Here is a 16,074-nt window from a genome sequence, read left to right on the forward strand (position 1 = left end):
CGCGTCCGGCCGTCCGTCCGGCCGGGCTGAGGCGACTCGTCCACCGCTCAGGACTGGTGGGTCTTGTGAATCCGGTTCACAGTGGTACGCTTCCGCTGCCTGTCCGGTTGGCCGGGGATGTGCGGGTACTCGACGTCGGCGGGCCCCGCAGACGCGAGGGCCACTCGCTGCCCTGCCAGAATGTTCGGGCTGTCCACAAGGGGGATGAGGATGCCGAGTTCGACCACGGAACGTGTGTCATCGCATGACGGTGCGACGTCCACGGCGGGGGTGGGATTGCCCGGCATCGGGGCACTGGTCGAGGTGCGTGGGCAGAAATGGGTGGTCGCGGAGACCGATGCCCAGATCACGCAGGACGGCGCGGGCGCGCGCCCTGGCCCGGGGCCGGCGGTCCCGAGTTCCCTCGTCACCCTGCAGAGCGTCGAGGACGGCCGGTACGGCCACACGATCGAGGTGATCTGGGAGGTCGAGCCCGGCCGGCGCATCCTGCCCAGCGGCTCCCTGCCCGACGTCACCAGCGGCGGCTTCGACTCCCCGGAGCGGCTCGCCGCCTTCCTGGACGCCATCCGCTGGTCGGCGGTGACCTCCGCGGACGCCCGCCGCCTACAGGCCCCGTTCCGTTCGGGCGTGGCCGTCGAGGACTACCAGCTCGAACCCGTCGCCCGGGCGCTGGAGGCCCCGCGGGTCAACCTGCTGCTCGCCGACGACGTCGGCCTCGGCAAGACGATCGAGGCCGGTCTCGTCGCCGAGGAGCTGCTGCTGCGCCACCGGGCCCGGCGGATCATGGTCGTCTGCCCCGCCGGGCTGACCCTGAAATGGCGCGACGAGATGGCGGAGAAGTTCGGCCGCGAGTTCACCGTCATCGACGCCGAGCGGTGCGCCGCCGTCCGACGCTCACACGGCAGCGCGGCGAACCCGTTCGAGGTCTATCCCCTCACGATCGTCAGCCTCCCCTGGCTGCGCGGCCCGAAGGCACAGCGGCTGCTCGACGAGGTGCTTCCCGGCGACGGCCAGCCGACCTATCCGCGTACGTTCGACCTGCTCATCCTGGACGAGGCCCATCACGTCGCCCCGGCCGCGCCGAAGCAGGTCTACGCCGTCGACTCCCAGCAGACGAAGCTGATCCGCCGCCTCGCCCCGCACTTCACCCACCGGCTGTTCCTCTCCGCCACCCCGCACAACGGCTATCTCGCGTCGTTCACCGCGCTGCTGGAAATCCTCGACGACCAGCGTTTCGCCCGCGGTGTCGCACCGGACCGCAAAGCGGTCGAGGACGTGGTCGTCCGCAGGCTGAAGGGTGGCATCGAGAACGCCGACGGCACCCCGCGGTTCCAGCCCCGCCGCTCCATCGACCTGCCGGTGGTCTATCCCGACGACGAACGGGAGATCCACGGCCTGCTCAAGGAGTTCTCCGCGCTGCGCCGGACCCGGCTGAACTCCGAACGGGGCCGCAAGGCGACCGACCTGGTGACGCTGCTGCTGAAGAAGCGGCTGTTCTCCTCCCCGGCCGCGTTCGCGCACACCGTCGCCGTCTACCGGGAGACCCTCGCCGCCCGCCACGGCCGGCCGGGACCGTCTGCCGCCGGCCTTGTCGACGACGTGCCCGAATGGATCGACGACTACTTCGACGACATCGCGACCCTCGACGACGAGCAGCTCGCCGACGCCGAGGACGACGCGCTGGGCCGGGTCCGTCCGATGCAGCCGGACCCGACCGACCCCGAGACCGAGCTGCTGGCGCGGATGCAGCGCTGGGCGGACGCCCACGAGGCCGACCCGGACGCCAAGGCCCGGGCCCTGCTCGCCTACCTGGTCTCGGTCTGCCGCCCGGACGGGAAGCACTGGCTCAACGAGCGGGTCGTCGTCTTCACCGAGTACCGCGACACCCAGACCTGGCTCGCCGGCCTGCTGCGCCAGCAGGGGCTCGGCGGGGAGCGGCTCGGCCTGCTGCACGGCGGCCTGCCCGCCGACGAGCGCGAGCAGCTCCGGCTCGCGTTCCAGGCCGACCCGAGCGAGCACCCGGTGCGGATCCTGCTCGCCACCGACGCCGCCAGCGAGGGCATCGACCTGCAGAACCACTGCCACCGCCTGGTCAACTACGACATCCCGTTCAACCCGAACAAGCTGGAGCAGCGGATCGGCCGGATCGACCGGTACGGGCAGCGCCAGCAGCCGGAGATCCGGCACTTCGTCGGCTCCGGGTGGTCCGGCGCGGTCGACTCGTACGAGGCCGACCTGGAGTTCCTCTCCCGGGTTGTGAAGAAGGTCGCGCAGATGAAGGCCGACCTCGGCTCCGTCAACGCGGTGCTCTCCGACCGGGTACAGCGCCGCATGCTCGGCGAACGCGCCGCCGACCTGACCACCCTCGACGACCTCGACACCCCGGCCGGCGCGGCGGCGGGCGGCAAGGACGACGCCGTCCCCGTCGCCGAGAACGTGCGGGAGCAGGTACGCCGGCTGCGCGCCACCCTGGACGACACCGTCCGCGATCTCGGCATCACCCCGCAGGCCGTCGAACGGGTGGTGAACACCGCCCTGGGCCTCGCCCGCCAGCAGCCCCTGCAGCCCCACGTCGACGAACGCGGCGACCTCTACGACGATCACCCGCGGCACCTCCCCGCCCAGCGTGACGACGAACCGGGCGACGGGATGTTCGACGTCCCCACCCTGACCGGTTCGTGGGCGCGGGCCTCGGCCGGGCTCACCGAGAAGCTGCACCGCGACGGCGCCCCGCCGCGCCAGCTGCCCGTCACCTTCGACGCGGCCGTCGCCCGGGGCCGCGACGACGTCGTCCTCGCACACCTCGGCCACCGGCTCGTCGACATGTCGACCCGGCTGCTGCGCGGCGCCGTCTCCAACGCCGACATCGGCCTGCACCGGGTGACCGCCGTGCGCACCGACGACCCGCGCTGCGAGGAGGTGCTCGTCGGCGCCTTCTCCCGCTTCGTCCTCGTCGGCGCCGACGGCGTGCGCCTGCACGAGGAGGTCCTGCAGGCCGGCGGCTGGATGCCCGCGGCCGGCCGGTTCCGCCGCCTGGAGAACCTCACCGTCCTCGGCGAGATCGTCGGCCCGGCGCTCGCCGCGGGACGTCCCGTCTCCCGCGAGACCCAGGAACGCCTCGCCGAACGCTGGCCGGCAGCGCGTGAGGGCGTGCTCTCCGCCCTGAACTGGCGGACGAGAACCCGCCAGGAGTCGCTCACCCGCATCCTGGCGCAGCGCCAGAACGCCGAGGAGACCCGGATCGCCACCATCCTCGACCAGTTCGCGAGCACGTTGCAGGCGGCGCTCGCGAGCCCCGAGAACGAAGAGGACGCCCTGTTCAGCCGGGCCGAGATCGCCAAGAGCCGGGAGGAGCTGGCGCAGTTCCGCCGGGACAAGCAGTCCTGGGAGGACCGCCTGCGCCGGCTGGCCCAGGAGAGACAACGGGAGCTCAATGTGATCGCTGGCCGCTACCGTGACCCCCGCCAGCACCAGTTCCCGGTCGCGGTCGTCCTGGTCGTGCCGGCCCGGGAGGCGGGACGATGAGCACAACACGGACGACAACCGGCGCCCGTGCCGGCTCCAGCGGTTCCGGCGGCCCGGGCGGCCCGGGCGCCCGGCGGCGGCCCCCCGTCCCGGACGGCACGACCCAGCACCGCGACTGGCTGACCCTGATCGACGTCACCGGGCCGTTCCTCAGCCTGCCCGTGCTGCGGCGGATCTGGCCGACCCTCGACCCGCTGGAGAAGAAGACCCGCGAACGGCTCCGCCGCGAACACGCCACCTGGCTGGAGGTCCCCGCCGCCGGCCAGCGCGCCTGGGTCCGGTACGTGCTCGCCGACCTGCTCGGCTGGGGCGACGCACTCCTCTGGCCCGCGGCCGACGCCGTGCCTGACGCCAGAACGCACGCCGCACCCGACGCGAGGACGGACGGCGGGCCCACCGCCGACGCACCGGCCGCCGGAGTTGACGCCGCCAGCCCGCTCGCCGCGCTCACCGTGGACGTCGACCAGCACGACACCCGCGTGACCCCGTCCTTCGTCCTCGTCGACCCGAGCGCCGACGCCATCGACGCCTCCGACGCCGCAGCCGGGGTGAAGCCGGACGCCGTGCGCCTGCTCGGCCTRGTCGTCCCGCCCGGCCAGTCACCGACCGGCCGCATCGCGGGGCAGGCCTGGGCGGCGACCCCGGTGGACCGGGCGGCCCTCGCCTGCCGGCACCACGGCATCGAACTGGCCCTGGTCACGAACGGCCGCCAGTGGGCCCTGGTCTGGGCCCCGCGCGGCGGCGTCACGACCACCGCCGTGTTCGACGCGGTCTCCTGGCCCGAAGCCGCCGAACGGGACGTCGTCCGCGCCTTCGTCTCCCTGCTGTGCCGGCGCCGCTTCTTCGCCGTGCCCGACGCGGAGACCCTCGTCCCGCTGCTGAAGGCGAGCCTCGGCAGCCAGGAGGAGATCACCGAAGCACTCGGCGTCCAGGTCCGCCAGGCCGTCGAACTGCTCGTCGCCGCCTTCGGCCGCTGGCACGTCGCCGAACACACCCGCGGCGGCGTCGGGCTGCGCGACATCCCCGAACACGACATCTACCGCGGCGCCGTCGCCGTCATGATGCGCATCGTCTTCCTCCTCTACGCCGAGGAACGCGGCCTGCTGCCCGCCGACAACGACCTGTACGCCCGCACCTACTCCGTCGGCCGGCTGTGCGCCGAGCTCGAACAGCAGCTCTCCGACGGCGCCACCGAGGACGACCTCGAACAGTCGACGGCCGCCTGGCACCGCCTGCGCGCCCTGTTCACCGCCGTCTTCACCGGCATCGACCACCCCCGCCTGCGCATGCACGCCCACGGCGGCTCCCTGTTCGACCCGGCGACCCACCCCTGGCTGCCCCTCGCCGTCGACGACCGCACCGTGCTGCACACGCTCCGCGCCGTCCAGTACGTCCAGGTCGGCACCGGCCGTTCGCGTGAGCGCCGCACCCTGAGCTTCCGCTCCCTGGACGTCGAACAGATCGGCTACGTCTACGAGGGCCTCCTCTCCTACGACGCCCAGCGCGCTCCCGCCGGCGAGGTCGTCGTCGGCCTCGTCGGCAAGGAGGGCCTCGAAGCCGAGGTCCTGCTCTCCGAACTGGAGGACCTGGCCTCACGGCACCGGGGTCGCCCGCTATTCGCCGCCGCCCTCGCCGAACGCTTCGCCGCCAGCGGTATCGGCTCGCCGAAGGCGATCGAGAAGCGCCTCATCCCGCTGGAAGCCGGTGAACGGGAGGAGGCCCGCAAGGCCCTGCTCGCCGTCACCCGCGGGGACTACCCGATCGCCGAACGACTGCTGCCCTTCTTCGGCCTGCTGCGCCGCGACCTGCGCGACCAGCCGGTGGTCATTCTCGAAAGTGGCCTGTACGTCACCGAATCCCCGCTGCGGAAGAACACCGGCACCCACTACACGCCCCGCTTCCTCGCCGAGGAGGTCGCGAACAACGCCCTGGAACCGCTGGTCTATCTACCGGGGCCGTTGCAGACCGCCGACACCAACGCCTGGAAGCTGCGCTCCAGCACGGACATCCTCGCGCTGAAGGTCGCCGACATCGCGATGGGCTCGGCAGCGTTCCTCGTCGCCGCCGCCCGCTACCTCGGCGACCGCCTCGTCGAGGCCTGGACCCTGGAAGGCGACCCCCGTGCCGGTGGGCGGGAAGCGCCGGCCGGCACGGGAGTAGGAACGACACGCGGGGGAGCGACAGGCGGGGGCGCGGCTGCCCGCGACACAGCTTCCGGCCCCGGCGCCCTGCCCGGGCACGACGACACCGGGGAATGGCTGGGCCGGGACGCAGAAGAGGACGACGCCGTCGTCGAGGCCCGCCGCCAGATCATCGAACACTGCCTGTACGGCGCGGACATCAACGAGATGGCCGTCGAGATGGCAAAGCTGTCCCTGTGGCTCGTCTCGATGGACACCCGCCGCACCTTCACCTTCCTCGACGACAAACTCGTCGCCGGCGACTCCCTGCTCGGCATCACCTCGCTGGACCAGCTCGAACACATGCACCTCGACCCGGCGAAAGGCCGGGAGATCCACTCCGATATCTTCGGCTGGACGTCCGGCATCCGCGAACTGGTCTGGGAGGTGGCCGTCGAACGCCAGGCCATCGTCGCCACCGACGGCTCGACCCTCCAGGGCCTGGAAGAAAAGGAAATCCTGCTCAGCGACGCGAAGAAGCGGACTGCCCAGCTCACCCTCTTCGCCGACGCCCTGATCGGCGCCACCCTGGCCCACGCCGGCCGGGGTGAACGCGGCCAGAAGGCCGCTTCCGAAACAGCCGCCAAGATCGTCGACGAGATCGTCAACGGCAACAGGGACATGGACGACGCCAGGCGCGAAATTAGACGCTGGCTGGCGACGGACCACACCCCCGGCAGCTTCGACCGCAGGCCCATCCACTGGCCCCTCGTCTTCCCCGAGGTCTTCGAGGGAGGGGGTTTCGATGCCATAATCGGCAACCCGCCTTTTCTTGGCGGTAAGAAGATTAGTGGTGCATTTGGGTCATTCTATCGGGAATATCTTGTTGATAATGTGGCTCAAGGCGCCAAGGGGCATGCCGATCTTGTTGCCTACTTTGTCTTGCGCGTACATAAACTGCTGAATTTGTCTGGGCACGTGGGAATAATTGCCACAAACACTCTTTCGCAGGGTGATACGCGGGAGGTTGGACTCGATTCTCTTCTTGCGGGTGGGCTGGAGATACGTCGGTCGATAAAAAGTGAAAAATGGCCATCGCGGTCGGCTGTGCTTGAGTACTGTGCAGTCTGGCTAAGCTGTGATCCTCCCGGGGATGGGGCCCTGCGTATCGCTGATGGTGCTGGGGTTCGAGGTATTTCGTCATCGCTCGATGGAATCTCACGAGTAGCGGGTCAGCCGATGCGACTGGCTGCAAACCTGAATCGTTCCTTTGTTGGTGTCTATGTAATGGGTGACGGTTTTGTTGTTTCGTCGGATTTGTATGCGAAGCTGCTGGCTTCCGATGCGCGGAGTGGAGATGTTCTGCGCCCCTATCTTAACGGGCAGGACCTAAATTCTAGACCAGATCTTTCGGCTAGCCGCTGGGCTATTGATTTTCGAGACTGGCCTCTTGATCGAAGTAAAGAATACGGCGCCTGCTATGATCATATACTGCGCGAGGTGGCACCCTATCGAAGCAAGCAGAAAGACGCCTATGGAAGACGCTATTGGTGGCAGTTCTTTCGTTCTAGGCCCGAGCTGCATCGTGCGATAGCCGATTTTGATCGAGTCGTTGTCATTACGAGAGTCAGCTCCACTCTTGTGCCGGCATTTATTTCGACTGGCCAGATATTCAGCGATGCGACTGTAGTCTTCGCCACGAGTGATCCGGCTATGTTGGCGCTGCTCTCTAGCTCGGCCCACTTCTGGTGGGTTTCCTCGCGAGCGTCGTCAATGAAGGCCGATCTTCGTTATACTCCTTCGGATGTGTTTGAGAACTATCCGCTTCCCGACCTCACCCCTGAGATGCGAGATTTGGGGACCCGGCTAGATATGTTTCGGCGAGCGGCCATGTTGAATAGGCAAATCGGGTTGACAAAAATATATAATCTAGTGTTTGCTTCTAACTGCAAAGATGTCGACGTGGTTGAACTGCGAGAGATTCACCGGCTCATCGACGAGTCTAGTTTTCGCGCATACGGATGGGACGACATGGTCGCGGAGGGGCTCGATCACGGCTTCCATCCGGCTGGAAAGTACACGCGGTACACGATCGGGCCGTGGGCGCAGCGAGAGGTGCTTGACCGGCTCCTCGAGCTGAACCACRCCCGGTACGCCGAGGAGGTCGCCGCCGGGCTGCATGAGAAGGGCACCAGGAAGAAGAGTGCTCGCGCCAAGCCGGCCGCTGCCGCGTCACCGGGCGAGGCCCTGTTCGACCTGTAGTTCGTGCTCGTCTGACCCCGTCGGTCAGAGTCGCGGACCGGGCGGCTAGGATGGGTAAAAGGTCGGTCAACGGAGACTTCTTCCGCTTCCGTTGACTGTGCTCCACCGCCGAAGACCGGGACAGTCTTCGGTGCACGCTGGTTCGGGGGACCCATGCGTTTCGATGTGACGTACGACCACGCCGCAGCTGTGATCTTCGGCGTTCCAGGCGAACGACGAGCCAATGCCGTCGGCGCCGCGGGAACCACCGCTATACCTGTCTGGCCGTAGCGTCCTGGACACATCCTCCGGCTGTCGTCATCAAGACGCTCGGAGTGTGAGAGCGCGCCGTCATGCGTCGAACTGTGGTGAGCCGGCCGGTTGCCTGAAAACGTAACCACAAGCCATCGTCAAATTTTGGCAAACAAATATTTCGGAAGAATGGTCGAGGTCGACGTCCGACAGGGCGCGGCCAGTCAGGCCAGCGTAGAACAAAAGCTCGCCTTATCGCGCCTCCCCCCAACGCACGGGTACTCCGTGGGTTGGGATGGCGTCTTCGACGCTGCCGGAAAACGGTTCCGGCGGCGGTTGTCACGGGGGTTTCACATGGGCAAGGCAAGATTCCTCGTCGCCGCTGGGGTGCTCGCCGGGATGGTCGGACTGACCGGTTGTCTGGAGGAGACGTCGGTCTCCTCGACCGGGACGACCACAGGGGACAGCACGCTTGGTGCGGCGGCTGGGCAGGACACGGCGCCCGAGGGCACCCGGCAGGCCCAGTACGGGGAGATCCTGGAGATCCGCAAGGACGGCGAGGTCGCGGCGACCCTCAGCGTCGCCGAGCCGAAGCCGGTCGCGTCGTTCTTCAACGGCGTCAGCACGCCGACCAGCGGCCCGTCGTTCGCGACCTTCATGGTGTCGTTCACCTCGCAGCAGGCGGGGCTCGCCGTCAATCCGTTCGACTTCTTCGTCCGCACGCCGGAGGGCGCCCGGGTGCAGCCGACGTTCGGCTGTGAGCCGGCGTTCAACGCGGCGACCCTCGGGGTGGGAGAGAAGTTCCAGGGCTGCCTGACCGTCGACGTCGCCCACGGCAACCTCGTCTACACCTCGAGCCTGTTCGACTCCACCAGCCTGGCGGAGTGGCCCGCCTTCTGAGCCGGCGCGCGAGCAGCAGGCCGCGTCCAGGCCCACGCGGCTGTTCGACGGTCCGGTCGGCACAGCCGGCGACGTAACCATTCATGACAGGAGACGAAGCTCGTCATGCCCACCGGTTCCGAGACTCCGACGGTGTCACCCGGGCCGTCGCTCCCGCCACCACCACCGCACGGCTGGTATTCCGATCCGGACGACCCGAACCGGCAACGGTGGTGGAGCGGGACCGCCTGGGGCCCGACAGCATCAGTAAGCCCACCAGCGGGCGCGTCTGCACCGTCGCCGGCACCGGCCCCGTCGTCCCCGGCCGCGCTGTCGGCAGACTGGACTCCGCCTGTGCCGCCGGTCGGGCCTGCGATGTCGGCCCCCTCGTCGCCGTCGCCGTCGCCGTCGCCGCCGGCTCCCGCCTTCAGGGACGTGGTCCGGGAGGCCGCGAAGGAACCGACGGCCTGGGCGGTTGCGGTCGCTCCGGTGGTCGGGCTGCTCGCCGGCCTGGTCATCGGGGCGGTGCTGCCGGAGCTCGGGGTCTCGTCGGCGGTCTGGCTCGGAATCGTCGTCGGCTGGGCCTGCGGGCTGTTCCTCGCGGTCGTCGACCACCGGGTTCTGCGTAGCCTCGGGGAGGACCCGGCCCACTGGGCGCTGGCGTTCCTCTCCCCGTGGGCCTACCTGCTCGGGCGGGCGATCCGCCGCCGCCCGGCCCCGTGGACGACGTGGTCCGCCTTCGGCCTGTGCGTGGCGCTGACGCTTCTGGCGCTCGCCGTGAGCAAACCGCTGACCAGCACCGTCCTCACCTCGAACGCCGTGTTCAACCGGGATCGGGTGCAGCGGGACATCGCCGCGGRGATCAGGCGTCAGACCGGTGTCTCGGCCACCGTGTCCTGCCCCGCGGACCCGCCCATGTCGGCGGGCTCCACGTTCCGGTGCGTCACTGAAGGCGGCGGCGAGCGAACCTTCGTCCTGATCACGGTGGAAGACGACAGCGGCAGCTACACCTGGATGACCCTCTGACTCTCCGACCTTCGTCTGTGTACTTCTTTTGAGGGGGAACTGTGCAAAGCATGAACCGGTGCGGGCTGCTGACAGGCAGTGCGCGGACCGTTGTTGCGGCTCTACTTCTTTCCGCCGGTCTGATGAGTGGATGTGGATCGGATTCCTCGGGTGACGCCGTGAGGGCTGAGGCCTCGGTCATGCCCACCGTCAACACGACATCCTCGGCAACCCCGTCGGCCGCCGGCCTGCYGGTCACCACCGTCCCGCCGACGGTTGCCGCTGTCGTGRCGCCGGTGACCTCCGCCCCGGTGGCGGCACCACCACCGCCGGCTGCCGCTCCGCCTGCGGCTACCGTCCCTCCGGTGGCTGCCGCGCCGCCGGCGAACGACAGTCCGCAGAACGTCTCCTACGCGAACTGCTCCGAGGTACGTGCCGCCGGCGCGGCCCCGCTCCATGAGGGCGACCCGGGTTACTCGACCAAACTGGACCGCGATCGGGACGGCGTCGCCTGCGAATCCTGATAGTTCGCGCTTCGCTCCGCCGTCACGAGACCTCGGTCGTCCCTGGGATGACCGAGGTTTGGCCACCGCGGCAGGGCGAGTCGGGTGATCGGGGGAGGATGCGCCGAAGACCGGTGAAGATCAGCCGGTCCCGTTCCCGGGGACGGTGCTCGGTGTCGACCACGTCCCCCAATCAGCGAACGCCTCTTTGAGATGCTCCTTGGTCTGCTCGGTCAGGTAGCCTCGGACATCCTCGCCGAGTGGCCGCAGTGCGTGTATGTGGACCTCCTTGTGCTTCTGGGGTGCCGGGCAGATGAACACAGCCAGGATGCGCAGGGTGCGAAGCAGCGCGTCGTTGTCCAGCACGTTCAGCGGTGGCATGGCCTGCTTGACCGCGGTGAACAGCGCCGACCACACCCTGCCCGCCATCAGTTCGATGACTTTTTCGTTGACCTGGGTGCGGGTTTCCTGCATGGATGAATCGGTCATCGCGTGTACGATCCTGTCTCGCCCGATCTTCTCGATGTCGCCCAGTAGGCCGTTTGTCTCTTCGAGTAACTTGATTATTCCGACGATCAGATCGCACCACGCGTGACTCGCCAACTCGCGCCGTACTGCCGCCGGCTGGATCCCAGACTCTGCGGAGGTCTCGTCGATCGCGCCTCGGAGCTCCGGCCAGAGATTCCGCGTTATAAGACTGGCGACTGCCTCGATCTGGTCGGCATCGGGGCCGGAAACACCTGGATTCTCGAGCCTGACATCATGCTTACCGTGATCGCTGTCCTGGCCTGCGGCGATGCCGTCCGCGAGCTCGACGGCGCAGATTCGCACCATCGTGCCACGATTAGCCTGGGTTTCCTTGAGAACAAGTCCCCTGGGAACTTTGACCAGATTGCGCACAAGTTTTTCACGCAGCTGGTCCCGAGCCTCCTGCGGTCCACGGGTCATCGCGAGGTGGCCACTCAAGCCGTGCATTGATCCGCCACAGTTGCTGCATTTACAGGTCAGTTGTCCAGCGTTCTCGCACTGTGGGCTGTGTCGGCGGAATTCGCCCATGATCTAATCACCTCGGTCGATCTTGGGAGGATGTGGAACAGGTGTGGAGCGGATCGTGATCAAAGAGTCGTCCGACGGTGCCGGCCGGTCGGACAGTGTGCTGTAAAGAAAAATAGGGTTGCTCGAGCAGGCTTCGGATCAGTGTGAATATTTTTTCTCGTGGGCTTGTGAAGCGACGAACAGAATCGAAACTCTTCGCCGTACCGCCCGGGACTTCCGGCCATCAGAAAGTTGGTATCGGTCGATCGTCATGACAACGCGGAGAGCTCGCGGGAGGCTTCGACAGCCTCGCGCGGAAATCTGTCATTCGTCGGTGGCGCCACCGACGCGAAAATACGTCGCATCCACCATACGTCGCTGGTTGGCTCCAGGTAGGTGGATTGTTGAGAATCGTGAGGAGAGGTGCTCGCGCTGGTGGCGAAGAGTGCGGAGGGCGGGCTTCGCGGTTCCCTGCTTGTGCGCAAGTGTTCTTGGGTCGGGCCCCGGTTGCCTTGCTGCTGTGTCGGCCTGTGTGCGGCGTGACGACGGTGCCGCAGCCTTCAGTCCGGCTGAATAGGTGTGCGGGGGCGGGTTCAGGTCGTGGCCGCCTGCGAGGGGCTGACGCTGGCAGGGCGATGAGGCTCGGAGTACCGCGGGCTCACACGGCGAGACCGTGATGCCCGGCCAGGTCGGCGCACAAGCAGTGCGGCCCGGGCGTTGGTCATGGCGGGAGCCACCTTGCCCAGGTCCAGGGCAGCGTAGGAGAGGATCCCGGAGAGCTGGCCGGGATCAGCTGCAGGTCATGAAGCTGCCCTGGGCGGCCCACCTGGTCGATGGCGGCCAACACGCGGGTGCGCAGCTCGGCCGCCCGGCCCAACATCTTCTTCGGTGGCGCGGCCAGGTACTCGACGGCGAGACACATGGTGTCGTCGGCGAGCTTTTCGATCAGGACGGGGCCGATCGCCGACGTCCCGAACCGGTCCAGGAATGCCGAGGACTGGGCGACGCTGGCGCCGAGCGGATCATGGCTGATGGCTGCGCCGCGGCAGCCCCGACGACCCCCGAAGCGGCGGCGACGGTCACAGCCCGAGGACTTTTTTCTATCCGACGATGAGACGCTGCTGAAGAATTACCGGCAGGCAATCGGACGCCGAGTGCGGGGCCGGCGGCACGGGGCGTCGGCGGACATGCGGCTGGCCGGGGACAATCCTGGATCCGAGCGAACGCAGGGCCGGCGCAGCGGTGCCCCAGGCGGCGAGGCGGTGTACCTCCCAGTCGATGTGGCTGCCGAGTGCCTCGAGCTGTGCCGGTGCGTAGGAGCTGAGGATCGGCGCGTTCGCGTCCGGCGTGGTGCCGTCGGGCTCGGCGGCGACCAGATCGATCCTGATTCCGGTCAGCTGTTCCAGCCCGAAGTGGGCTGCGAGCAGATCGGCGTTCGTCCTCGCCCAGAGCCAGTAGTCGAGGCTCTGCAGGACCAGGAACTCGTCGTCGCCGATCTTGGTCTCGACGATGTGCAGGAGGCCTGCGTCGTCGACCGACACGAAGTCGACGTACCCGGTGCGCTCGCCGGGCCGCCGGGCTGGCATCTCCCGCTCCAGCCGCCGTGCGACCGGCCAGCCGATCCTGTTCCAGTGGCTGGCCAGGGCCGCCTGGAGGCGGTGCTCGGCGTGGCCGGAGTCCTGGTTGCCGAGCCGATCCGCGACACCTGTCTCCACCGCTGCTCGGACCCGCGCCGCGGTGGCGGCGTCCAACGGGCCGTCGACGGACAGGAGGAGCGGGGAAACATCGCCGGCTTCCGGCTTCGAGTAGTTGACCCCGGCCACGAGGGCGATGCCGGTGCGGGAGCGTCTGACGTTGAGTAGCTGCCGGCCCGCGCAGTGCCAGGCGCGGTAGCTGCCGCGGTGCGCGGGCACCAGGTCAGGATACCGGTCCGCCCAGGACGTGAGGTGCTCGATCCACCCGCCGCGTGGCCCGAGGTCGTGTTCTCCGCCACGCAGTTCGGTTTCGCGCATCCCGGCAGGAGCGCAGGCCCGCTCGCCTGGTGGGACGGGGGTGACGGCGGTGCCGTCGTGCGTCCAGATAGCGACTGGCCGGTCGAGGTGGGTGGCGCGGCAGACCGTGGCCGCTTCGGCGCCGGCGGGAAGTACCACGGCGAGTTCTCGGCCCGGGGCGTGCGCGATGCCGTAGGCGAACGCCGAATCCACCGTGAGGGCGTCCTCCTCGCCCCCGACGAGAACGGCCAGGGTCGTGGCATCGGCGAAGAGCACCAGTGCCGACGACAAGGGGAAGCCCTGGCAGGTGTAGGGCTCGGTGGGGAGACGCGCGGCTTCGGTCAGATGCTTCGCCCGGTCCCGGAACTCCGTTCGGCGTGCTGCCGCCCGCTGCGCCGACGTCATGACAGGCGTCGTCGACGGCCCGCGCGTGGGCGCCGATAAGGTGAGGAGGTTCCGGGCGGCCGCGGTCTCCCCGGGCCCCGGCTGGTGGCAGCCCTGAGCGGTCACAACCGTCCCGCGAGGACCGAGAGCAAGCTCCCCAAGTGCGCTTTGGACCCGGATCTACCGATCTGGTTCGCCTGCTGACGGTCGATAGTCCGCTGCGGCGAGCCACCCCGCGATCGGCTCGTCCCGTGCCGAGATGAACGGGCCGATCTGACCCACGCCGCAGTTCTGGCGCCCTTCGGTGCGGAGGAGAACCGCGGTTTCGTAAGCCAGGGGATAGCGCGCGTCGGCCTGGGCATGCCAGCAGCGGCCATGGCCGCCGCCGGCGGCTTCGCCGAGCCCGAGCAGGGCTGCCACCTCCTCCACGAACTGTGGCCAGGGAAGATCCACGGACTGGAGGTGATCACCGGGCATTCCAAGGTCGGACCGGACGCACCCCAGCTCGGCGGCGAGAAACGCGTCGTTGGAATCGACGCGCACAGCGTCCCTGGACAGGCGTCCGAAGTACCGGGCCGACACCCGGCAGTCTGGTGAGGCGACGGCCAGCGAATACAGATCGCCGTCCATGGGGTGGAACACCGACGGAGAACCGCCACTCCGTCGCTGGCATACCAGCGTGCTGTCAGCTCGCAGRCCAGTCTCCATCGGATCCAGTTCAGTCGCGACTCCGGGGTGTCGTCGCCGTAGGTGACGCACCCGTTCCATGTTGTCCGGTCATCCCACAAAGCCCCGTCATGACCCTCATCCTGCCCGTTGGGTCCGACCGTTACGGTCCTCCGAGACGGTGTGCTTGGCGGCCTCTGGGGGAGTCATGGGCAGGTACGACGCTCTGCGGGATTATCTGGCGGGTCTTCCGGCCCAGGCGGCTGCCGAGGCGCTGGGCTTTGAGGCGATCGAGGGGCTGGTCGGGGCGTTGCCACCGTCGGCGCGGCAGTTCCGGGCCTGGTGGGCGAACAGCTCCAATGTCCAGGCGGCGGCGTGGCACGATGCCGGCTGGCATGTCGACTCGGTGCATCTGGACGCCGCTCGGGTCATCTTCGCCAGAGGAGCCCGGGGCGGAACCTATGCCGCCCGCAGGGCGGCGCAGCGAGCGTCAGCCGCCGCGCCGGCGGAGGGCCCCGGGGATGCGCGGCGGCCGGCGGACCCTGTCGCGGATGTCGGCTCGGCGGCTGCCCCGCGCGGTTCTGGCGATGCGCCGGGCCCCGTGGCTCCGGCCGATGGGTTCTCGGAGGCCTCGGTGCAGGCAGTGCTCGTCACCCACCTGGTTCGGGCCGGCTGGCAGATCCGATGGACCGCGGACACCGCGACGAGGGAGCGCGGTATCGACATCCTCGCCGCCCGGGGCGGCCGCACCCTGGCTGTCGAGGTGAAGGGGTTCCCCACCCGCGGCACCTACGCGGATCCCAGACGGGTGGCCGAGATCAAGCCGACCCAGCCTGCGACGCAGGCCCGCCACTGGTTCGCGCATGCCGTCCTGAAGGCGATGCTCACTCTCGACGAGTTTCCGGACTACGAGGTGGCGATCGGTCTGCCGGACGTGGCGACCTACCGCCGCCTGTATGAACGGACCTGCCTCAGCCTTGGCCGCGCCGCGATCGGGGTCCTGTTCGTCGACGAACACGGCGAGGTGCACGCCGGAGCCGGAGCCGGCGGCGCTGGTGCGGGCGGCGCTGGCGCGGGCGGCGCCGATCATCATGCCGACATCGCCACGGCCCGCGGGTGAGCCCCGTGGGCCTCAGAGTCCCACGGTCGTCCTGTGACAGGTTGCGCCCCGCTCGGCGGCGCTGACGTCGGACTTGGCCCCGACTGCCGTCARCATTTCTGGACCGGCCGCGCGAACTCCGTCGGTCGACGCCGGTCGGCGAGGATCGTAGGATCAGGCGCTCGACCGATCCGACCTGTCCGCGCATCCTGGCCAATGGATCTTGTGGGTAGTTGAGATAACGGGTGTGACACGCCGCATCCTGGAATGCTCGATACCAGCCCATCGAAATCCCAACAGCTCGCGGACGGCTCGGGATCGGTGATAGGGCGTTCTCGCGTGGCTGTTCTGTGTCTCGCGTGGAATCGTTGGCG

9 protein-coding genes and 1 pseudogene are annotated in these 16,074 nt (G+C 68.6%); 7 read left to right on the forward strand and 3 right to left on the reverse strand.

The genetic code is table 11. From position 1 onward, the window contains the following. Positions 1 to 210 precede the first annotated feature (210 nt). From drmD to CC117_RS24810, 6 genes and pseudogenes are all read left to right on the forward strand, one after another. Positions 211 to 3,525, forward strand: a complete 3,315-nt coding sequence (gene drmD / locus CC117_RS24790; protein ID WP_198541974.1) for a DISARM system SNF2-like helicase DrmD — start codon at positions 211 to 213, stop codon at positions 3,523 to 3,525. Then, positions 3,522 to 7,907, forward strand: a complete 4,386-nt coding sequence (locus tag CC117_RS24795) for an Eco57I restriction-modification methylase domain-containing protein (RefSeq protein WP_071088196.1) — start codon at positions 3,522 to 3,524, stop codon at positions 7,905 to 7,907. The genes drmD and CC117_RS24795 overlap by 4 nt, the downstream gene beginning before the upstream one ends. Positions 7,908 to 8,492: 585 nt before the next feature. Beyond that, positions 8,493 to 9,038: a hypothetical protein gene (locus CC117_RS24800; protein WP_071088198.1), complete on the forward strand. Its 546-nt coding sequence runs from the start codon at positions 8,493 to 8,495 to the stop codon at positions 9,036 to 9,038. A 105-nt stretch (positions 9,039 to 9,143) separates the two neighbouring features. Next, positions 9,144 to 9,290 (forward strand): annotated as a pseudogene (locus tag CC117_RS40665) (DUF2510 domain-containing protein); the annotation flags it as partial. Between the two features lie 102 nt (positions 9,291 to 9,392). After that, complete coding sequence (locus tag CC117_RS24805) at positions 9,393 to 10,043, forward strand: DUF4333 domain-containing protein (RefSeq protein ID WP_071088228.1); 651 nt, start codon at positions 9,393 to 9,395, stop codon at positions 10,041 to 10,043. Positions 10,044 to 10,201: 158 nt separating this feature from the next. Then, on the forward strand, positions 10,202 to 10,546 hold the full coding sequence (locus CC117_RS24810; protein WP_241830394.1) for an excalibur calcium-binding domain-containing protein: 345 nt from the start codon (positions 10,202 to 10,204) through the stop codon (positions 10,544 to 10,546). Positions 10,547 to 10,666: 120 nt separating this feature from the next. Here CC117_RS24810 and CC117_RS37095 read toward each other — a convergent pair whose 3' ends face one another. The 3 genes from CC117_RS37095 to CC117_RS24830 form a co-directional block, all read right to left on the reverse strand. Next, on the reverse strand, positions 10,667 to 11,581 hold the full coding sequence (locus CC117_RS37095; protein ID WP_131803131.1) for a hypothetical protein: 915 nt from the start codon (positions 11,579 to 11,581) through the stop codon (positions 10,667 to 10,669). A gap of 1,079 nt (positions 11,582 to 12,660) precedes the next feature. Further along, positions 12,661 to 13,956 carry a hypothetical protein gene (locus CC117_RS24825; RefSeq protein WP_071088206.1) on the reverse strand — a complete coding sequence of 432 codons (1,296 nt, stop codon included), beginning with the start codon at positions 13,954 to 13,956 and terminating at the stop codon, positions 12,661 to 12,663. A gap of 159 nt (positions 13,957 to 14,115) precedes the next feature. Then, positions 14,116 to 14,565: a hypothetical protein gene (locus CC117_RS24830; RefSeq protein ID WP_071088208.1), complete on the reverse strand. Its 450-nt coding sequence runs from the start codon at positions 14,563 to 14,565 to the stop codon at positions 14,116 to 14,118. A gap of 244 nt (positions 14,566 to 14,809) precedes the next feature. Between CC117_RS24830 and CC117_RS24835 the strand changes: the two genes are divergently transcribed. Next, positions 14,810 to 15,721 (forward strand): DUF7662 domain-containing protein, encoded by a 912-nt coding sequence (locus CC117_RS24835; RefSeq protein WP_071088210.1) that lies wholly within the window; start codon positions 14,810 to 14,812, stop codon positions 15,719 to 15,721. Positions 15,722 to 16,074 lie beyond the last annotated feature (353 nt).

Source organism: Parafrankia colletiae, assembly GCF_001854655.1.
In the GTDB taxonomy this organism is placed as follows: Bacteria; Actinomycetota; Actinomycetes; order Frankiales; family Frankiaceae; genus Parafrankia; species Parafrankia colletiae.